We start from the raw sequence: 21,816 nt of genomic DNA on the forward strand, positions 1-21,816 counted from the left end.
TTGTAGTACAGGGGGGAGAATTTTGATTAAACCATTAATTGAATTTTGTGTAGGTAACCTTGCAAGTGGTTCGCAAGCAGCTCTAGAAAAATTAGAAAAAGATCCGAATTTAGATGTAATGGAGTATGGTTGTTTAGGATATTGTGGTATTTGTTTTGAGGGACCGTTTGCACTTGTAAATGGTGAAGTTGTACAAGGTGCAACAGTAGAAGAGCTTGTTAATAATGTATATGAGTATTTGGATGAAAATCCAATGTTTTAAGGTGTTGCGAATCAGCAGCACCTTTTTCATTAGATAAAACTTTATTTCGTGGGGAAGGCTAATACTGATTATTAGCCTTCCCCAATCGAAAATAGTGGGATAAATAAAAAAAGGCCCTTTTTAGAAGGGCTTTTTTCTTACACAAATTGTGTAAGAGTGGCTCATCGCCAAACGTTGTCAAATATGAGAAACGGGGGACATTCATATTGTGTTCTAAAAGCATGCATTTTATACTTAACATAACAAATTATTTTTGGAGTGAATATAAATGAGCCAATTTTCTTTTACAAAAATGCATGGTCTTGGCAATAGTTATATATATGTAAATATGTTTGAAGAGCAAATTTCTGAAGAAGATTTAGCCCTTGTGGCGGAAAAGGTTTCAAATATTAATACTGGTATTGGAGCAGATGGGATGATTTTAATTTGCCCTTCAGACGTAGCTCCGGTGAAAATGCGTATGTTTAATAATGATGGTTCTGAAGGAAAGAGCTGTGGTAACGGTTTACGCTGCGTAGCGAAATATGCGTATGAGCATAAACTAGTAGAAGAAACAGTTTTCACAATTGAAACGTTAGCTGGCATTGTAACGGCGGAAGTAACGGTAGAAGAAGGGAAAGTTACATTAGCGAAAATCGATATGGGGGCACCGCGTCTAACACGTGCAGAAATACCGATGCTTGGTGAAGATGAAACACCATTTATTCGTGAAAACTTCTTATATAATAATCATCGTTATGCATTTACAGCTGTTTCAATGGGAAATCCGCATGCGATTATTTTTGTTGATGATGTAGAAAAAGCACCTCTTACAACACTTGGACCCGTCCTTGAGACACATGAAATGTTTCCAGAGCGAGTAAATGTTGAGTTTATCGAAATTTTGAATGATGAAGAGATGAACTTCCGCGTTTGGGAACGTGGATCTGGTGTAACGCAAGCTTGCGGAACAGGGGCGTGTGCTGCAGTTGTAGCTGCTATTTTGAATGGAAAGATGGAACGTGGTAAGGAAATTACAGTTCATTTAGCTGGCGGCGATTTAATGATTGCGTGGACTGAAGAAGGAAGCGTGTTGATGAAAGGACCTGCGGAAGTAATTTGTCGCGGAGTGTATGAGTACAAGATAGAAGCGTAAAGATGTATAATGGACTAAGAACAGAAAGGAAGGTGTATTTCATGATTGAAGTAACAGAACAAGCAGCTTTTCAAATTAAAGATATGTTAAAAGATGCTGAAGATGGAGAGAAGTACGTGCGCCTTGCTGTCCACGGCGGCGGATGTAGCGGTCTTTCTTACGGCTTAGGATTTGAAGTAGAACCAAAAGAAGACGACACAGTTCTTGAGTTTTTCGGTGTTGAATTTGTTATCGATACAGAAAGTGCTCCAATTGTTAAAGGAGTAAAAATTGACTATAAACAATCTATGCTTGGCGGTGGATTCACAATCGACAATCCAAACGCAATCGCATCATGCGGATGTGGATCATCTTTCCGTACAGCATCGAATGCTGGTAAGCCAGAAGAGTGCTAAGTTTTTAGCAGAAATAGAGAAAGACCTTTTTAGCGATAGAATAAAATCGTTAGAAAGGTCTTTTCTTTTTGTGTTAAAACAGAAAATGCATGTAAAGTTACTTTAGATTTTAATTTAAATGTTATTATATATAGTATATATAATTTATACTTTGAATTCGAGATTCATATTATTTGTTTTAAGATAAGGTTATGTAGATAAAATGTAAATAATTAGCAAAAATATACTATTTATTAGTTATATTTAATGTTAATATTTGTAACGAAGATGATTGGGAATTATGTTCGAACTAGTTGTAAATGCATCGGTTATTACTAATAGGTAGATTTATGCAGCACGATTGGTTCAACTAATAATCAGTGGGGATGAAGAAACCCCCCACTGATTAAAGTTTCACTTTATACAAAAAAGGTGCATAAGGGAGAAGGTTATAGCCAATTGTATAGAACTGAATAGTTCCGTATTAATTAAAATACGTTGATTACTAGATATTAAAAATACCGGGGGGATTAGAGTGAAGTCATTTAAGAAAGTACTTATAGTAGGGATGGCGTTGATTACAGTATCGATTTTGGGAGCTTGTTCTAGCGATACAGACGTATTAACAAAAGTAGGAGCAAAGCAACCAGCGAAGGCGGAAGGTGAAGTACTAAAAGATCAGAAGAAAACACCTATGACTACGAGCAAACGTGAAAGTATTAAAAATGAGGATGCACCATCATCACAAAAGCGTTATATTTCTCATGATGAATCTCAAAAGATTGAGGAAGGTATGACGTATACGGATATTCTTAATACGATTGACTATGGTGGTGAGAACATAAAACATTATAATAACCATGAAAAACGCGTATTTTATACTGAAAAAGATACGGATGGTACATATGAAATTATGGTTGAATTAAATACATATGGTTATGTTGTAAATATTGAACGTACTGCTATAAAGAATAAAGATACAGATACAGATACAGATACAGATAAAGAGAATCAGGTATTTACGAAACGTAGTGAAGAGCCTGTAAAGGAATATGAAGAAAAAAACGATCGTGTACCGTGGTATAAAGATGTAAATAACAATTCGGTAGCAGTAAGTTACAATCACTATTTGAAAATCAAAAAAGGTATGGCCGCGAATCAAGTAAAAGCTGCAATTGGACAGCCACATGTGATTGAGAAATATAAATCATATTCAGTATATGACTATACTGGTTATGGTGGAGAAGGATCATTACGTGTAATCTTTGAACCGAATGGAACTGTTACGGATGTAGTGGAAAACGGTTTACCACGATAATAAATTAGTTACGGGAAGAATTGTAGTAAAGTTGTCTTTGATTTTATAAAGTTTTTGGGAGCATCTCTGAATATAGGTGAAAAAATAATTCTCTTAGCCATGTTAACTACATATTAGTATTTACCGAAGGTTCTTCCAAATTCAATAGCGTTATTGTGGATGTTGTTGTCGTATTATTTTTGTTGATATATACCGCAGTAGGGCAGCAATTGTAACTGGACGTAAAAGGACGCGGAGGAGTAGCAGCTTCCTTTTGAAAGAAGGAGGAAAATATGATGGAGGATATTCTTGAATTTATAGGGAGATACGTGATTAAACCTATTATTAGTTTAATAAGATATTTTGTAATAGAGATTATAATTGAGGGCATAATAGAAGGCGTAATAAACGGTATAAGGAAATTACGTGATAAGTGGCGAAATTGGCGTGAAAGACGTTATTGGCGGTAGTGTAGCTGATGAGTGTGCGAAACAAAAACGTTATACAGAAGCTTAATGGAATGACAATTTCTAAAGTGAAGAAATAATTATTATCTTACAAAAGTGTAATGTTCATGTCATGTTTTTGAATTTCTTCTTTAAAGTTTAGGCTTTAAGATAAGAATATAAGAAAAAACACATGAGGTGAAGGAAATGAAAAGATATATTGCACTTTTTAGTATTTTAGTTGTATTTGCAAGCCTATTAGTTGGCTGTGATTTAAATCGTATGGGTAAAGACGAGTATTACGTTCAAATTACAGTAGATGGAAAAGAATATAATGGTAAAGCTGATAACGGTGAGCCGTATAAAGATTACGAATATAAGCTGACTGGCTTTGATAAAGATGGTAAAGAGAAAGAATTAGAATTCACAGCTCAAAAAAACTTACGTAAAGATGCATTCTTACGCGTATACCACTCAGATAAAAAAGGTGTAACAGCTTGGGAAGAAGTGAAAAAAGACGAGCTTCCAGCGAAAGTGAAAGAAAAACTAAGTGTGAAATAAGACAGATAAAAAGGAATTGACGAACAGGGTCAATTCCTTTTTTTGTTTTCAAATTCTTCTTCTGAAATGACTGTAAATCCGTGTCTTTTAAATAAAGCAGTTGTCACTCCGAAACCAGTTTGCTTATTACCGTTAAATTCTCCAGTATAAATCGTAGAACTACCACAAGATGGACTGCGTTCTTTTAAAATAATATATTCTGGGTGTAAATTTTTGATTTGTTCTAATGCTTTATAAGCACCGTTTACGAAAGCTGCTGTGACATCTTCACCATCTTTTGTCATTACCTTTGCTTTTCCGTCTAAAACGTCATCGCCATTCCCGCCAATAATTTCGGCTGAGGGACGAGGTGTTGGTAATCCCCCTAATACTTCAGGACAAATGAGGACTGTATCTTCTTGTTGCAGAAGCTCCTCTATTTTTGAAAAGAGATTGTCATTTCCATCATACCGGCAAGCAATCCCACCTAAACAAGCGCTAATTACGATCATATTTTCATCTCCAATAAAAAATATTTAATGTCACGCCAATTTCTCTTCCTGCCTCTTATTTATAAGTGAGGTGATAAAAATGGGAAGTTTATATAACTTAATGAAACCATACAGTGAATTTCGAAGTAAAGAAGAGTTTAATACATATCAAAAGCAAGTTTTGAAATATTATCGATTTCAATTAAATAAAACGGATGCTACCATCATTCATTTTTTAGGAAAATATGCGGTAAATGAGAAACAAAAAACAGTAGGGGTCGCTTGTCCATTAATGGAGACGATTGCGACGAATGTTGGAAAGAGTATTCGTACAGTACGCCGGTCAATTGCAAAGTTAGAGGAACTAGGAATTATAAAGCGTGTTGCAACAAAAGAGAGACATAAGCGCGGCGGTTATAGTGCGAACCTATATGTATTTCTTATATCTGCGATTGACCGCATGGATGACCGTATGAAAATGTCCGCTTGTAAAAGTGAGGATAATGCAACTGGCTGTAGTAAAAATGAGCAAAAAAGCGCTGGGGAAACAATTCTTTCTAAAAACATTCCACAAATAAAAGAGAAAAGAAAAGGAACGTACGAGCTTGATGAGACGTATTGCCGTCATGATATACCGAAGCCTTTTATATACGCACTGGTGCCGATGACGAGTAATCCGAAGAAAATTAATATATTTTGGAGTAAGGTCGAGCTTGCATATAAAAAGAGCGGGTTACTAGAACAAGGTGTTTTACTGGAGCAAATATTAGCTGATGAAGAAGTGTACGGAAATTTCATTTGGCGAGTAAAGAGTGTTGTGAGAGCTTATAAATACGGAGAAATCCGTAAAAATGTGAAGGCTCTTTTATATAGTACAGTGCGGGATCTATTTTTAGAGGTTGGATTAGAATGGGGAGCAGCATTAAGGAGAAGTAAGGGAATAACACTATTTGATCCATTCAAAAAAGAGCCATGTGTATAATACATGACTCTAATTAGCTAATCGAACTTCCTTACAACTGGAACACGAATCGCTACAAATAGTACGAAGACAATAACAGCTATTGCACCACTTTTCATAACGGTTACGATTGGAATTCCTATTGCAAGTGCAATGGATGTGAATGCATAAGAGAGCGGGATAAAGCCCATTGATGATAGCATAAGTAAACTCATTACGCGTCCCATCATTTCTTCTTTTACTGTCGATTGAATCATCGCCATAAGCGGAACGATAGCCATTGCGATTGTAATACCGTAAAACATGCCGGCTAATAGTGCTTGCCAAAGTACGGTACTAAAGTTGATGGCTAAGAAGAAGACACCAGACAATAGCATCATGATAATACAAAATAGACCGCGTCTACGATTAATATTTCTTAAACCGACAATGACAGCACCGATTGCCATTCCGCCGCCTACAGATGCTTCTAAGTAACTAAACTGGAGCGAATCACCATGCAGCACATTTTTAACAAAAAGCGGGAAACCAACTTGCATCGGGCCGATTAAAAATAAGTTTAAAAAAGCGCTACAAATAAGGAAAGTTGAAAGGAATGGCGATTCCTTTACATATAAGATTCCTTCTTTAATGGAAGTGAACATACCTTTATCTGTATCTTTTTGTTCTGGCATCGTAAATTGTATTTTTTGAACGAGTATGGCCGCGACAATCAGTAATAAAATCGTAATGGAAAATATTGTCTCATAATTCGTAAATTTAATGAGAATTCCGCCAAGTACAGGGCCTAAGATGACCGATGCTTGGTTCGTCATTTGTGTAAGTGAATTCGCTTGTGTTAACCGGCTTTTTTCTACCAATTCCGGTAAGATAGATCCATCTGCTGACCAGAAGAAAGCATCAGCAAGTCCAAAGAATAAAGCGAATAAAGCAAATGTATATAGCGTTACATCACCGACAATGAACCATGTGAGAATGGTTGCGACAAGAATCGCTCGAATGATATTGGAGTAAAACATAATGTTTTTTTTCGGGAATTTATCAGCTACAGCGCCGCCGACAATCATAAAAATAAGCCTTGGAACACTAAGGGCTACGAAAACAACACCGAGTGAAGCTTCAAGGTTTAATGTTTTTGCTATGTACCACGTTTGTGAAAAAGTAAAAAAGGCTAAAGCAAAGCTTGAAAAAAGAGTAGCTGCCCAAAGAAAAAGGAAATTCGTATTTTTTAATAACGGTTTTCCGCTTCCTTCTAAAGCAGTTTTATTTTGTTGTAGTTCCTCCATATTGCTTCCTTTCTATGTGACAAATTTAAACTAAAAAACCAGTAAACGCCCAATTGGTAAGGGCTAATACTCAATGGGAGATACCCACAGCTGAGTATAGTTTCACTTTATACAGTTTCTAATATTTCTATACTGCACTTTCTCATTGTAGACAATAATAATGGATTTGCCCAGTAGCTATTTAACGACAAAAAAAGATGCCGAATGGGCATCTTTTTTTAGGCTAACGCAATATAAATATCCAGTTGTGCCTGATTTGGGTCTAATGCTCTTTCGTCGTAAAGCTCAAAGTCTGTTGTGAAGGCACGTTTATTTTCTTTCGACCATTGCCAAATATATTCCCAAGCTTCACAAACGACTTCAGCAACTGGTCCCTTTCTTGTTGTAAATACCGCATATGTAGCGGTAGGTATTGTTAAAGTTGTCATATTTTCAGGAACGTCTTTTAGTGAAGAAACTGGCATACCGATTGTAAATGTATATGTACCAGTTTCATCTGACTCGTAGTTGGAATAGAAAGCAAATGTTTCTTTCGTTTGTTGATTTGGGATGTGATGCATCATTTGTTCTTGAAAGTATCGGTTCCAAAGTTGTGGAATGTTTCCTTCAGTAGATGCCTCTTTTTCATTAGTCGTTGTAACCGAAACGCCGATTGCGTGGAAAGCTTCTTTTTTTACGATAATGGGTTCGTGTAGCATAAAAAATTCCTCCTTTTAAATAAGAACATTTGTTCTTGTTTAATGTAACATATTTTTACATGTAACGGTTGTTATTTTTAGAAAATTTCAATCATAAAAAACAAACTGAAAATAACTAAAAAATGGTAAAATTTCTATTGTATGTATAAATAGGATAATGAGTATGTTAAAATTTTTAAGTATCCTTTAACTGTTATATAAACCTATACAGCACGGTGTTTTTACTATATTAAAAATATGGTAAAGGTTTGTATAAGTGTCCGATATATATGCTATTTTTGATAAATTAAAATAGTAATATTCTATGAGATTTATATTGTTGACATTGGGATTTCAACGATACATTTTCGTAGGTCGGATTGTTGCGAGTGGATATATATTGCTATGTATTCGGCTACTAAATGAAAGGATTACTGAAATTAAGTAGACGGATAGCAAGTATATAGAAAGGAGAAAGGTAGAAAATATGAAACAAGTATTGAAGTGTTTTAATGTCGTAACAATGATCACACTTCTTCTATCCATCATATTGCCTTCGCCCAGTGCTTTTGCTACAGAGATAAATAAAAAAAGCTGGGATGAGTTACAAGGAAATGATGTGAAAATTAAGGCAGAGCAAGTGAATGCTGAAATGTATAAGGGAGAAGTAGCGGAGAGGGAGCACGTATTTCAATATAAGATTGAAAATACGGGAGATACACCAATCCGAGAATTAGTAATTAATCAAAATAATGACAATGGAATTGAGTTTCTTTCGCAATCTGTGAAAGTAAACGGAGAGAAGTTACTTGAAAATAAGGTAGCGGATTTCTATGTAGAGGAAAAAGATAATGGAGGAAAGGTTCTTTCTTCTAATCTTAAAATTCAAGATTTAAAATCACATGAAAAAATGAATGTATTAATAAAAGCTCGTCGTGCGCAACATTTTAATAAAGAGTATAAGCAAAAAATTAGTGTGCAAAAGGATCAACTGCAAATAGGAAACATGTCTGTAGATGTTGAAGGGCTTCCTTCTGAAGAAGAGTTAGAAGCTAATACCGATGATGAGGCTGACAGTAGTAAGAAAGCTATCGGATCAACAACTGATTCAAAAACTAAAGAAGTGGATGGAAAATTAAAAGTATCTGTAGAAGATAAAAGTATATCTACACAAAAAACAGAAATAGAGAAGGTAAAACAACCTGAAGCTGAAAAGCAACTAGAAAAAGAGGAAAAGCAATCACCTCTAACAATAAAGCAGAAGGATGCAGAAGTACAAGCTGCATCAGAAAATGCTTCGAAGGTTCAAATCCAAACAGGAGATAAACAAGGATTTGGAGACCCGCTGTATTCTACAATTGCTCCTGGTAATTTAGTACAGACTGGTAATGTGACCCTTGGTTTGACAACTGATCATTATGGCAGACAAAGTATGGGTTATAAAACGAATAAAATGACTGTGGACGTTGATAACGATGATAGTACTTTTAATTCGTCAACAGGTGCATTTCCTAACATTCCTGCTGGAAGTAAAGTGAAAAAGGCGTATTTGTTTTGGACAGCTGCAATGGGAACTGTAACTAGTACAAATGTTAATCAAAGAGTTAGTGATAATGATGTACGACAACCAGTCAAAATGAAAATGGGAAATAAAGAATATGCAGAGGTACGTGCTGATAGCATACGAAAAGCTGATTATCTACCCTATATTTCTAATTACTCAGGTAGTGGTGCAGGATATGTTGCGTATGCAGATGTAACAAATGTAATTGCACAGCAAGGTATTTCTCAAACGTTGACAGTTGCGAATGTGCCACAAATTAAAGATGTAACAGGTGGCGGCTATTACTGGGGTAACTGGAACCTTATATTAGTTTATGAAAACTATAAAGAAACAGTAAAAGATATGAAAATTTGGGAAGGGTTAGTTTCTCAAAAAAGTACAGCTTGGACGGATATTAGTGTTAATAAAATAAACACACCAAAAGAAGGTGCTTTTAAAGCAAAATTTAGTTATTTTTCATCGCAAGGTGATCCAGCTGATAATGATGGATATGCCTATGATTATGGAGAATATGATTTTGGGTTAGGGTATCAAAAGTTTAAAAATATTAAAGGTAAAGATAATGATGTTAATGACTCATCTATGACAGAAGTACAAGTAGATGGCACTAACGAGTTTGTTACAAAAAAATATCCAGGATATAAACCAGCTTGGACAAATTCATTCAGTACTGACATTCATACGTATCATCTTGAAGGACCGACTCAAGTAAAGAATGGTTTGAAAGAAGGGAAAATGCGTTTTAGAGCATATGGTGGTACTGGTGATATTTACGTATTAAATAACGCCACATTTGTTACAGAACATAATGCTCCAAACTTACAAGTTGATAAAAAGGCATTAGATAGTACCGGTAAAGAAGTTAAGGAAATTAAAGCCGGTGAAGAGTTTACGTATCAAATTGAAGTGAAAAATGATACGAAAAATAATCAAGCGCCGGTATCGAATGTAAAAGGTTTTGATAAATTAGATGATCGTTTAGAGTATGTTCCGGGATCTATACAATATATTTCTGGAAGTAATAAAGGAAATAAAACAGATGATGCAAGCGATGATGAAGCGGAGTTTGTAAATAATCAAATTGATTTCCGTGTTGGTGAAGGTGCTAATGCTAAAGACGGCGGTGTTTTAAAGCCGGGGGAAAGTGCCGTTATTACATTCAAAGTAAAAGTGAAACATTCTGTACAATCAGATACAACAGTAAAAAATATCGTTGTTGTAAAGGGACAAGATAGTGCCGAGATAAAGTATGAAACTGAGGACGATGCAGATATTACGGTTACGACTCCAAAAGAGATCCCTGGAGAAATAGAAGCTAAAAAAATAGCATCTAATAAAACACCGAAGTTAGGTGATGAAGTAGAGTATCGTATTACCTTTAAAAATACGGTAAAAGATGGACGTCTAGATGTATTGACGATTGAAGACGAATTACCAAGTAGTCTTGAATACGTAAAAGATAGTTTGAAAGCAGAAGGTGCAAAACCAGAGCCAGTAGAGCTGAAGTTTGAAAATGGCAAAGTAATGGCAAAGTATCCAGAAATTATGGATATGGAAGAAAGAAGTATCGTCTTTAAAACAAAAGTAAAAGAAACTGCAAAAATTGGTGAAGAAATTGTTAATAAAGCAACCGTTAGTGATAAAACAAATCCACCAAAGAATCTAGAAGAGAAGATTACACCACAGCATAAGGCTGGTAAAATTGTCGCAAAGAAAAAAGCGACAAATAAGAAGCCGAAGCTAGGAGAAGAATTTGAATATCAAATTAGCTTTAAAAATACGGTGGAAAACGGAAAACTAGATGCAGTTACAATAGAAGATGAAATTCCAGCTAACTTAGAATTTGTTCAAGGCAGTGAGAGAGCTGAAGGTACTGAACCAAATCCAGTAGAGTTAAAAGTAGAAAATGGTAAGGTAATCGCAAAATATCCAGAGATTACGGATACAAAAGAGCGAAGCATTGCCTTTAAAGTGAAAGTAAAAGAAGAGGCAAAAGCGGGAGAAACGATCGTTAATAAAGCGGTTGTGAGTGAGCCAAATGGACAGTCTGAGCATCCAGAAGAAAAGATTACGCCGGATTATAAATACGGTAAAGTGGATGTAGAAAAAAATGTAACGAATCAAACACCAAAACTAGGAGAAGAAGTGGAATACCGAATTACATTTTATAATACGGTAGAAAACGGAAAACTAGAAACGGTGCTAGTAGAAGATACACTACCTAAAGGTGTTGAATACGTGAAAGATAGTTTGAAAGCAGAAGGTATAAAACCAGAGCCAGTAGAACTAAAAGTGGAAGACGGCAAAGTAATGGCAAAGTATCCAGAAATTACGGATACAGAAAAAAGAAGTATTGTCTTTAAAGTGAAAGTAAAAGATTCGGCAAAAGTAGGGGAGGCAATTGTAAATAAAGCAATTGCAAAAGATCTGAAAAATGAGCCTGTTGAATCGAAGGTTGTTATTACACCGCAAAGTAAAAAAGGTGAAATTGCTGCTACAAAGGTAGTTAATAATAAGAAACCGAAGCTAGGCGAAGAAATCGAGTACCGCATTAGTTTTCATAATACGGTTGAGAACGGAAAACTAGAAGAGGTGCGAGTGGAAGATACAATTCCAAAAGGTCTTGAATATGTAGAAAATAGCATCAAGGCTGAAGGAGAAGCACCTGGACCAGTAGAATTAGCTGTTGAAAATGGGATAGTCAAAGCTAAGTATATCGATATTATGGATATGAAAGAAAGAAGTATCGTCTTTAAAGTAAAGGTAAAGGAAGAAGTAAGAGTAGATAAAGAGATTGTCAATAAAGCAATTGTTGATGATACGAAAAATCCACCGATTGAGCCGGAGGAAAGAATTACTCCGCAACATAAGGATGGAATAATTGATTCGAAGAAGACAGTAGATAATCCATCACCAAAACTAGGAGAAGAAGTAGAATACCGAATTAGCTTTAAGAATACGGTAGAAAACGGAAAACTAGAAAAGGTAATAATAGAGGATACAATTCCTAACGGTTTAGAGTATGTAAAAGGCAGTGAAAAGGCTGAAGGTGATAAACCAGCTCCATTAAAGTTAAGTGTGAAAGATGGAAAAGTTATTGCTGAATACGAAAATATTACGGATACGAAAGAAAGAAGTATTGTCTTTAAGGTAAAGGTGAAGGAAGAAGCGGAAGTGGGTAAGGAAATCATCAATAAGGCAATTGTTGATGATATGAAACATCCGAAAGAACCAGAAGCAAAAATTACACCATTACACAAAGATGGAAAAATTAAAGCGAAGAAAAGCGTAAATAATGAAACACCTAAGTTAGGAGAAGAAGTAGAATACCGAATTAGTATGAAAAATACGGTAAAGAACGGAAAGCTAACAGACGTGACAATAGAGGATACTTTACCAGAAGGTTTAGAGTATGTAGAAAATAGTTTGAAAGCAGAAGGTGCCGGAACAGATTCAGTAGAGCTGAAATTTGAAAATGGTAAGGTAATAGCAAAATATCCAGAAATTATGGATACAGAAGAAAGAAGTATCATTTTTAAAGTGAAAGTAAAAGAAGAAGTAAAAGTCGGTAAAAAAATCATTAATAAAGCAACTATTGATGATTCGCAAAACAAGCCAGTTAATCCGACAGCGGAAATTATTCCTCAGTATCAAGATGGAAAACTTGAAGCGAAAAAGACGGTAAATAATGAAACGCCGAAGTTAGGAGAAGAAGTGGAATACCGAATCAGCTTTAAAAATACGGTAGAACATGGAAAGCTAACAGAGGTAAAAATAGAAGATGATTTACCAAATGGATTAGAGTATGTGAAAGGTAGTTTAAAAGCAGAAGGTTCTAAGCCAGATCCAGTGGAATTGAAATTTGAAAACGGTAAGGTAATGGCAAAGTATCCTGAGATTACAGATACAAAAGAGAGAAGTATTACCTTTAAAGTGAAAGTAAAAGGTAAAGTGAGCGATTCAATTGTTAATGAAGCGATTGTGAGCGATACGAAAAATCCGCCAGAAACACCGACAGCAGAAATTATTCCACAACATAAAGACGGAAAAATCAAAGCGAAGAAGACGGTAAATAATGAAACGCCGAAGTTAGGAGAAGAAGTAGAATACCGAATTAGCTTTAAAAATACGGTAGAAGACGGAAAACTAGCAGAGGTGAAAATAGAAGATACTTTACCAGAAGGTTTAGAGTATGTAGAAAATAGTGTAAAAGCAGAAGGTTCTAAGCCAGATCCAGTAGAATTGAAAGTGGAAAATGGTAAGGTAATGGCGAAGTATTCAGAGATTACGGACATAGAAGAAAGAAGTATCACTTTTAAAGTGAAAGTAAAAGATGCAGTGAAAGTCGGTAAAAAAATCGTCAATAAAGCAATTATTGATGATACGAAAAATCCGCCAGAAACACCGACGGCAGAAATTACTCCGCAGCATAAAGACGGAAAAGTGGAAGCGAAGAAAACGGTAAATAATGAAACGCCGAAGTTAGGAGAAGAAGTGGAATACCGAATTAGCTTTAAAAATACGGTAGAAAACGGAAAGCTAGCAGAGGTGAAAATAGAAGACGATTTACCAAATGGATTAGAGTATGTGAAAGATAGTGTAAAAGCAGAAGGTTCTAAGCCAGATCCGGTAGAACTGAAAGTGAAAGATGGAAAAGTAATCGCAAAATATCCAGAAATTACGGATACAGAAGAAAGAAGTATCGTCTTTAAAGCGAAAGTAAAAGAAGAATTTAAAGTTGGTGAAGGTATTGTCAATAAAGTAGTTGTTGATGATACAAAAGATCCAACAACTTCAGAAGTAACAATTACGCCAGAATATAAAGACGGTAAGCTTAAAGCAGAGAAATTTGTAAACAATAAAAAACCGAAATTAGGAGAAGAAATAGAATACCGAATTAGTTTTAAAAATACGGTAGAAAACGGAAAACTAGTAGAGGTTAAAGTAGAAGATGAAATTCCAGCTGGATTAGAGTATGTAGAGAACAGTTTACAAGCAGAAGGATCTAAGCCTAGTCCGGTAGAATTGAAATTTGAAAACGGTAAGGTAATGGCAAAGTATCTAGAAATTACGGATACAAAAGAAAGAAGTATTATCTTTAAAGTGAAAGTAAAAGAAGAGGCAGAAATAGGCAAGGAGATTGTTAATAAAGCAATCGTAGTAGATACAAAAAATGAGCCAGAAGAGCCTTATGTGGAAATTACTCCGCAATATAAAGATGGTAAAATTGCTGCGCAGAAAGTGGCCAATAATCATAAACCGAAACTAGGAGAAGAAGTAGAATACCGAATTAGTTTTAAAAATACGGTAGAAAACGGAAAACTAGCAGAGGTAAATATAAAGGATGCATTACCAAATGGTTTAGAGTATGTGGAAGGCAGTATCACGGCAGAAGGGTCTAAACCGAAACCAGTAGAGCTACATGTGAAAAATAATAAGGTAATGGCAAAATATCCAGCTATTACAGATACAGAGGAAAGAAGCATTGTCTTTAAAGCGAAGGTAAAAGAAAGCGCAAAAGTGGGGGGAGAAATCGTAAATGAGGCAATTGTGGATGATACAAAGAATCTGCCAGAAGAGCCTTATGTACCGATTACACCACAGTATAAAGATGGGAAAATTGAGGCAAGAAAAGAAGTAAGTAACCATGAACCGAAGTTAGGTGAGGAAATCGAATATCGAATTATTTTTAATAATACGGTGAAAGATGGAAAGCTAGCAGAGGTGAAGATAGAAGATGAAATTCCAGCTGGATTAGAGTATGTAGAGAACAGTTTACAAGCAGAAGGATCTAAGCCTAGTCCGGTAGAATTGAAATTTGAAAACGGCAAGGTAATGGCAAAGTATCTAGAAATTGCGGATACAAAAGAAAGAAGTATTGTCTTTAAAGTAAAGGTGAAAGACTCGGTTACAATAGGGAAGGACATTACAAATAAAGCAATTATTCATGTGGATGATCCGAACCATCCTATAATTGAACCAACCGCAAAAATTACACCGCAACATAAAGACGGTAAAATTGCTGCTCATAAAAAGGTGAATAATCATAAACCGAAGCTAGGGGAAGAAATCGAATACCGCATTTCATTTAATAATACGGTGAAAGATGGAAAACTGGCAGAGGTTAAAATTGAGGATGAAATTCCGGCTGGTTTAGAGTATGTGAAAGATAGTCTAAAAGCAGACGGTGATAAGCCAGCCCCAGTAGAGTTGAAAGAAGAAGCTGGTAAGGTTAGTGCGAAGTATGAAAATATCACTGACATGAAAGAAAGAAGCATTATCTTTAAAGTGAAGGTGAAAGATTCCGTTGAAGTGGACAAAGCAATTGTAAATAAAGCAATTGTTGATGATACAAAAAATCCACCAGAGCGACCGGAAGTAGATATTACACCGCAGCATAAAGCTGGTAAATTTAAAGCTAATAAAAAGGTAAGTAAAAAAGATCCAAAGCTAGGAGAAGAAGTAGAGTACCGAATTAGTTTTAAAAACACGGTAGAAAATAGAAAACTAGCAGAAGTGAAAATTGAGGATCAACTACCAAATGGATTAGAGTATGTGAAGGATAGTTTAAAAGCAGAAGGTAATGAGCCAGCGCCAGTAGAGTTAAAAGAAGAAGCTGGGAAAATTATCGCGAAGTATGAGAATATCACTGATACAGCTGAGCGTAGTATTATCTTTAAAGTGAAAGTAACGGAAGTAGCAAAAGTCGGTAAGAAACTCGTGAATACGGCAGTTGTGGATGATGATAATCCGAAGAATCCTCCGCAAAAACCAGAAGCGATTATTACACCGGAGTATAAGAATGGAAAAATAAAAGCTGAGAAAACAGTAAATAACCCAGCTCCAAAATTAGGAGAAGAAGTAGAGTATCGAATTACGTTCCGTAACGTAGTTGAGCACGGAAAATTAGCGAAGGTGAAAATTAAGGATGAATTACCAAACAGTTTAGAGTTTGTAGAAGGTAGCGAAAGAGCTGAGGGGGATAATCCAAAACCGTTGCATGTAAAAGTGAAAAACGGCACAGTACTCGCAGAATATCCAGAAATTACGGATACGAAAGAAAGAAGTATCGTCTTTAAAGCGAAAGTGAAAGAAAAGGCTAAAATTGGCGAAGCGATTGTGAATACGGCGGTTGTGGAAGATACTATAAATCCACCAGAGAAACCGAATGTCGCGATACAGCCTCAACATAAAGAGGGTGTATTACAAGCTGAAAAGACAGTGAGTAACCATGAACCGAAGTTAGGAGAAGAAGTAGAATATCGAATTAGTTTTGAAAATACGGTAGAAAACGGCAAACTAACTGAGGTAAAAGTAGAGGACGAAATTCCAGCTGGTTTAGAATACGTACAGGATAGTATAAAGTCTGATGGGCCGGAACCAAATCCAGTAGAACTTAAAGTTGAGAATGGAAAAGTAACAGCAAAGTATCCAGAAATTACGGATACGAAAAAAAGAAGTATCATCTTTAAAGCGAAAGTAAAAGAAACGGTACAAGTAGGAAAAGAAATTATAAACAAGGCGGTTGTGGATGATAATAATCCAACCAATCCACCAGTTGATCCACTTATACCAATTACACCGCAATATAAAGATGGGAAACTAGAGGCAAGGAAAGAAGTAAGCAATCATGAACCAAAGCTAGGGGAAGAAATCGAATATCGAATTACTTTTAACGGCACGGTAGATGGCGGGAAGTTAGTTGATGTAAAGATTGAAGATAAAATTCCGTCTGGTTTAGAGTATGTGAAAGATAGTCTGGAGGCCGTAGGTGATAAACCTGTACCAACAGAACTTAAAGTCGAGAATGGAAAAGTAACAGCGAAGTATCCAGAAATTATGGATACGAAAGAAAGAAGTATCATCTTTAAAGTAAAGGTAAAAGAAACAGCAAAAGTTGGAGGAGAAATAACAAATAAAGCGATCATTCAAGTAGATGATCCAAATCATCCAGTTATGGAACCGACAGCGACAATAAAGCCAGAATATAAAGATAGTAAGTTAAAAGCAGCGAAGACAGTAAGTAATAAAGAACCGAAGCTAGGAGAAGAAATCGAATATCGAATTAGCTTTGAAAATACAGTAGAAAATGGAAAAATAGCTGAGGTAAAGGTAGAAGATGAAATTCCAGCCGGTTTAGAGTATGTGCAAGATAGCATTAGATTTGAAGGGGCTGAACCAAATCCAGTAGAGTTAAAAATGGAATTTGGAAAAGTAATAGCGAAGTATCTAGAAATTACAGATACGAAAGAACGTAGTATTATTTTTAAAGTGAAGGTAAAAGCAGCACCAAGTAAAGGGATAACAAATAGAGCGGTAGTGGACGATAAAATAAATCCACCACTTGAGCCTACAGTTACAATTTTACCGAAAACAAAAGAAGATTTTAAGATACCAGAAGAATCGAAGGAACCAGAAGTGAAGCCGGAAGAGCCGAAGGAACCGAAGGAACCAGAAGTGAAGCCGGAAGAGCCGAAAGAACCGAAGGAACCAGAAGTGAAGCCGGAAGAGCCGAAAGAACCGAAGGAACCAGAAGTGAAACCGGAAGAGCCGAAAGAATCGAAGGAACCAGAAGTGAAACCGGAAGAGCCGAAAGAACCGAAGGAACCAGAAGTGAAACCGGAAGAGCCGAAAGAACCGAAAGAACCGAAAGAACCGAAGGAACCAGAAGTGAAGCCGGAAGAGCCGAAAGAACCGAAGGAACCAGAAATGAAACCGGAAGAGCCGAAAGAACCGAAGGAACCAGAAGCGAAGCCGGAAGAGCCGAAAGAACCGAAGGAACCAGAAGTGAAACCGGAAGAACCGAAGGAACCAGAAGTGAAGCCGGAAGAGCCGAAAGAACCGAAGGAACCAGAAATGAAGCCGGAAGAGCCGAAAGATCTGGAGAAACCGGAAGTAAGACTGGAAAAGTTAATTAAAGAACCGCAAGTAAAAGTAGAAAAAGAATTACCGAAAACAGGGGCAGCACATTCATGGATGATGTCAGTTGGTGCGGGAATTTCATTCTTAGTTGGCGGAGTATTATTCGTATTAGGTAGAAGAAGAAAATAATAATTTTTTAGACGAAAAGCACACTGAGTTCGATAGTTTATCGGACTCAGTGTGCTTTCATGTTATATAAAAGGAAAGCTCCTTCCACGTATGGAAGGAGCTTTATTTTTGCATATTAAAACATACTTGAGCTATGCATCGGTTGAAGTTTTGCATTTGGATCGAAGTAAGCTTTTGCATTGTTTACTGCTGTCGGTGCTTCGCCAAATCCACAAGCGATAAGTTTTACTTTTCCTTCATATGTACAAATGTCACCAGCAGCGTAAATGCCAGGAATATTTGTTTCCATTTTTGAATTCACAAGGATGCTGTTTTTTTGTATATCTAAGCCCCAGTTTTTAATTGGGCCAAGAGAAGAAACGAAGCCGTAGTTTACAATTACATCATCAACATCGATGATAACTTTTTCTTCAGTTTTTACGTGCTGAAGAACGACTTGTTCAATTTTGTCATCACCGATAAGTTCTACTGGAACGTACGGTGTACTTACTTCTGCACGAGAATTTATTAAGCTTTCTACGCTATGTTCATGCGCACGGAATTTATCACGACGATGAACGATTGTAACTTTTTCAGCGATCGGTTCTAACATCATTGTCCAGTCTACTGCTGAGTCGCCACCGCCAAATACTACGACGCGCTTACCAGCAAATTTATTCATATCATCAACGAAATAATGTAAGTTTTTCTTTTCGTATTTCGCTGTACCTTCTAATTCTAAGCGGCGTGGTTGGAAAGCACCATTGCCAGCAGTAATAATAACTGATTTAGAATAGTGAGTTTGCTTATTCGTAACAAGTTTAAATATACCGTCAGCTTGTTTCTCAAGCGTATCGACAGCTTCTTCTAAACAAACAGTTGGGTCAAATTTCTTCATTTGCTCTTTTAAGTTATCAACTAATTCTTGTGCGCGCACTTTTGGAAATCCAGCCACATCATAAATGTATTTTTCAGGGTAGAGTGCGGATAATTGTCCGCCAAGTTGAGGTAAGCTTTCAATAACTTTTACACTTGCTTGTCTCATACCGCCATAAAATGCTGTGAACAGTCCCGTTGGACCACCACCAATAATTGTTATGTCGTAAACTTTTTGATTTTCTGCCACTTTCATTCCCCCTATAGATGGAATTTTGATATTGATTTCATATATTGTTCATATGTACACGAAAATCCTGCAAATGATGACACTTTCAAATAAATGATAGCATATTTGAGTTCATAATACTTCTGAAAACGACTGAATTGTGTGTAAGTTTTCGCATAGGTTCTTTTTTGTTGTATAAAATATACAGAAAGGAAAATACATGAAAAAAAGGCTAAAAAACCCTTGAAAACGCTATGTTATTTTAAAATATTGATAATTCTCCAGACGCTTGAATTCTGGAATAAAACCGACTAATATAGGGAAGTATTATGTTAAATTTCTATGACAAAATTCGTACGATTTTTTGACTGCGTTTTGTTATGATATAGAATGTGATAAATTCCACATTCTTGACAAATAGAGTTTTTAGTACTTGGTATTATTTTTTATTACTATTATATAAAGAAAAGGGTTGTGATTTGGTGAAGACTCCAAAAATCGTAGTTTTAGGTGCAGGTTATGGCGGGATGATTACGACTGTTCGTCTGCAAAAAGCATTATCTGTAAATGAAGCTGAAATTACGCTAGTAAACAACAACAGCTATCACTACCAAGCGACTTGGTTACATGAGAGCGCAGCTGGTACATTAGAAGATGAAAAAATCTGTCTAGATATTCAAGACGTTATTGATACAAATAAAGTGAACTTTGTGCAAGATACAGTAGTAGAAATTAAAGCTGCTGAAAAACGCATTATCTTAAAAGACGGCGAGTTAGAGTATGACTACTTAGTAATCGGTCTTGGTTTCGAATCAGAAACGTTCGGAATTACAGGGTTAAAAGAGTACGCATTCTCAATTGCTAACATTAATGCAACTCGTCAAATTCGTGAGCATATGGAAGCTAGTTTCGCTAAATATGCAGATGAAAAGCGCGATGAGTTAGTAACAATCGTTGTTGGTGGTGCTGGATTTACTGGTATCGAGTACGTAGGTGAGCTTGCAAACCGTGTTCCTGAACTTTGCAAACAGTACAATGTACCACGCGAAAAAGCACGTATCATCTGTGTAGAAGCTGCTCCAACAGCACTTCCAGGTTTCGATCCTGCATTGGTAGAATACGCTGTAAAACAACTTGAGAAAAAAGGCGTAGAATTCCGCATCGGTACAGCAATTAAAGAAGCAACTGAAGAAGGTATTATCGTTGCAAATGGCGATGATACGGAATTAATTAAGTCTGAAACAGTAGTTTGGGCTGCAGGTGTTCGTGGTAACGGCATTGTGGAAGAGTCTGGCTTTGAAGCAATGCGCGGACGTGTAAAAGTTGATGAGTACATGCACGCTCCAGGATACGAAGATGTATTCATGGTTGGTGACGCAGCGCTAATCATTAACGAAGAAATTAACCGTCCATACCCACCAACAGCACAAATCGCAATTCAACAAGGTTACAATATTGCACACAACTTAACTGTATTAGTTCGTGGCAAGGGTGAAATGAAGAAATTCGTATTCGATAATAAAGGATCTGTATGTTCTTTAGGCCATGACGATGCAATGGGTGTTGTTATGGGCAAAAAGTTAACAGGTTGGAAAGCTTCCTTCATGAAGAAAGTAATCGATAACCGTTACCTATTCTTATTAGGTGGACCTTTATTAGTTCTTAAAAAAGGTAAATTAAAGTTCTTTTAATATATAGTAGAAAAAGCAGAAACGGCTAAGAGCTGTTTCTGCTTTTTTCATATTAAAAATATAGTATAATATATAAAAAGAAAGAATATTCTGTCCGTTCTAATAGAGGAGGTTATTACATCATGGAGAAACGAGGGAAGGTATGGCTAGCTGTTAGTGGCCTAGTAGCTACAAAAGATGGTAGATGGCTATTTGTTAAGAAGAAATACAGTGGATTAAAAGGGAAATGGTCTTTACCGGCTGGTTTTGTAAATGAAGGTGAGACGGTTGATGAAGCTGTGAAACGCGAAGTGTTAGAAGAGACAGGCATTGTCGCTCATATGAAGGGGATCATTGGTGTTCGATCGGGTGTTATTCGTAATGAGATTAGTGATAATATGATTATTTTCCTTTTGGAGCCTGAAGGAGAAAATATTATTGTACAGGAGAAAGAATTGTCTGAAGTGGCGTTCTTACATCCGGATAAGATTGCGGGTGATCCGAATACGTCTGTGCTTATTAAATATTTGTTAGAAGGAAGATCAGAACTACATCTTGAAGTGGACAAAACATTAAATCCAGGAGAACCATTTGGTTATACAGCCTATCACGTATTTACGGCGCATGCGAAGGAGAGGGAGAAAGAGTGAGTATACCGGTATTACTTATTTCAATGATGTTATTTTTTATTTTGTTCTTTGGAATTGGATTTTTACTCAACATGATTTTGCGAGCTACTTGGGTAATGGTTATTGTGTATCCGATTGTTTGTATGCTTATTATTAATAAAGCGAGTATGTGGGATTATTTTTCAAAACCGAAAGAAACATTTTCTTCATTTGGGACAAGTGTATCGCATTTAGGACAAGCAGATGTGTTTATTCTATCTACTGGATTAGTAGGGGCTGCTTTAGCAGGAGTCGTAATCAAGAAACTTCGGAAAAGCGGATATCAAATGTTTTAATCTCCAATTAAGTT

At 36.2% G+C, this 21,816-nt stretch carries 14 protein-coding genes and 2 pseudogenes; 12 read left to right on the forward strand and 4 right to left on the reverse strand.

Annotated features, from left to right (window positions below):
- Positions 1-22: 22 nt before the first annotated feature.
- The 7 genes and pseudogenes from CGQ22_RS11480 (at position 23) to CGQ22_RS11500 (ending at position 4,075) form a co-directional block, all read left to right on the forward strand.
- Positions 23-262 carry a YuzB family protein gene (locus CGQ22_RS11480; protein WP_000595026.1) on the forward strand — a complete coding sequence of 80 codons (240 nt, stop codon included), beginning with the start codon at positions 23-25 and terminating at the stop codon, positions 260-262.
- Positions 263-530: 268 nt separating this feature from the next.
- Positions 531-1,397 carry a diaminopimelate epimerase gene (gene dapF, locus CGQ22_RS11485; protein ID WP_000077413.1) on the forward strand — a complete coding sequence of 289 codons (867 nt, stop codon included), beginning with the start codon at positions 531-533 and terminating at the stop codon, positions 1,395-1,397.
- 41 nt (positions 1,398-1,438) lie between these two features.
- Positions 1,439-1,792 carry a HesB/IscA family protein gene (locus CGQ22_RS11490; RefSeq protein WP_000573825.1) on the forward strand — a complete coding sequence of 118 codons (354 nt, stop codon included), beginning with the start codon at positions 1,439-1,441 and terminating at the stop codon, positions 1,790-1,792.
- A gap of 514 nt (positions 1,793-2,306) precedes the next feature.
- Entirely contained in the window at positions 2,307-3,089 is a 783-nt protein-coding gene (locus CGQ22_RS11495) for a hypothetical protein (protein ID WP_089148715.1), read from the forward strand.
- A gap of 99 nt (positions 3,090-3,188) precedes the next feature.
- A pseudogene (locus tag CGQ22_RS32420) lies at positions 3,189-3,381 on the forward strand (hypothetical protein).
- A gap of 134 nt (positions 3,382-3,515) precedes the next feature.
- Positions 3,516-3,578: pseudogene (locus tag CGQ22_RS31400) on the forward strand (methyltransferase); the annotation flags it as partial.
- 143 nt (positions 3,579-3,721) lie between these two features.
- Positions 3,722-4,075 (forward strand): YxeA family protein, encoded by a 354-nt coding sequence (locus tag CGQ22_RS11500; protein WP_000833153.1) that lies wholly within the window; start codon positions 3,722-3,724, stop codon positions 4,073-4,075.
- A 29-nt stretch (positions 4,076-4,104) separates the two neighbouring features.
- Here CGQ22_RS11500 and CGQ22_RS11505 read toward each other — a convergent pair whose 3' ends face one another.
- Positions 4,105-4,566 carry a 2-thiouracil desulfurase family protein gene (locus CGQ22_RS11505; RefSeq protein WP_000635464.1) on the reverse strand — a complete coding sequence of 154 codons (462 nt, stop codon included), beginning with the start codon at positions 4,564-4,566 and terminating at the stop codon, positions 4,105-4,107.
- A 79-nt stretch (positions 4,567-4,645) separates the two neighbouring features.
- On the opposite strand from CGQ22_RS11505, the gene CGQ22_RS11510 reads away from it, so the two are divergent.
- Positions 4,646-5,527 (forward strand): helix-turn-helix domain-containing protein, encoded by an 882-nt coding sequence (locus CGQ22_RS11510; protein ID WP_000535277.1) that lies wholly within the window; start codon positions 4,646-4,648, stop codon positions 5,525-5,527.
- Positions 5,528-5,544: 17 nt separating this feature from the next.
- Here the strand turns inward: CGQ22_RS11510 and CGQ22_RS11515 are convergent, their stop codons facing one another.
- Both CGQ22_RS11515 and CGQ22_RS11520 read right to left on the reverse strand, forming a co-directional pair.
- On the reverse strand, positions 5,545-6,792 hold the full coding sequence (locus CGQ22_RS11515) for an MFS transporter (protein ID WP_000391945.1): 1,248 nt from the start codon (positions 6,790-6,792) through the stop codon (positions 5,545-5,547).
- A 218-nt stretch (positions 6,793-7,010) separates the two neighbouring features.
- Positions 7,011-7,490 (reverse strand): GyrI-like domain-containing protein, encoded by a 480-nt coding sequence (locus CGQ22_RS11520; protein ID WP_000902161.1) that lies wholly within the window; start codon positions 7,488-7,490, stop codon positions 7,011-7,013.
- A 466-nt stretch (positions 7,491-7,956) separates the two neighbouring features.
- Here CGQ22_RS11520 and CGQ22_RS11525 point away from each other — a divergent pair, with 466 nt between their 5' ends.
- Positions 7,957-18,084 (forward strand): isopeptide-forming domain-containing fimbrial protein, encoded by a 10,128-nt coding sequence (locus CGQ22_RS11525; protein WP_089148716.1) that lies wholly within the window; start codon positions 7,957-7,959, stop codon positions 18,082-18,084.
- A gap of 115 nt (positions 18,085-18,199) precedes the next feature.
- Here the strand turns inward: CGQ22_RS11525 and CGQ22_RS11530 are convergent, their stop codons facing one another.
- Entirely contained in the window at positions 18,200-19,189 is a 990-nt protein-coding gene (locus CGQ22_RS11530; protein WP_139032800.1) for an NAD(P)/FAD-dependent oxidoreductase, read from the reverse strand.
- Between the two features lie 461 nt (positions 19,190-19,650).
- On the opposite strand from CGQ22_RS11530, the gene CGQ22_RS11535 reads away from it, so the two are divergent.
- From CGQ22_RS11535 to CGQ22_RS11545, 3 genes are all read left to right on the forward strand, one after another.
- Complete coding sequence (locus CGQ22_RS11535; RefSeq protein WP_000856598.1) at positions 19,651-20,859, forward strand: NAD(P)/FAD-dependent oxidoreductase; 1,209 nt, start codon at positions 19,651-19,653, stop codon at positions 20,857-20,859.
- Positions 20,860-20,981: 122 nt separating this feature from the next.
- Entirely contained in the window at positions 20,982-21,488 is a 507-nt protein-coding gene (locus tag CGQ22_RS11540) for an NUDIX hydrolase (RefSeq protein ID WP_089148718.1), read from the forward strand.
- Positions 21,485-21,802: a YuiB family protein gene (locus tag CGQ22_RS11545; RefSeq protein WP_000027016.1), complete on the forward strand. Its 318-nt coding sequence runs from the start codon at positions 21,485-21,487 to the stop codon at positions 21,800-21,802. Before CGQ22_RS11540 ends, CGQ22_RS11545 begins: the two co-directional genes overlap by 4 nt.
- Positions 21,803-21,816 lie beyond the last annotated feature (14 nt).

The sequence above is a fragment of the Bacillus sp. M13(2017) genome (assembly GCF_002218325.1).
In the GTDB taxonomy this organism is placed as follows: domain Bacteria; phylum Bacillota; class Bacilli; order Bacillales; family Bacillaceae_G; genus Bacillus_A; species Bacillus_A thuringiensis_K.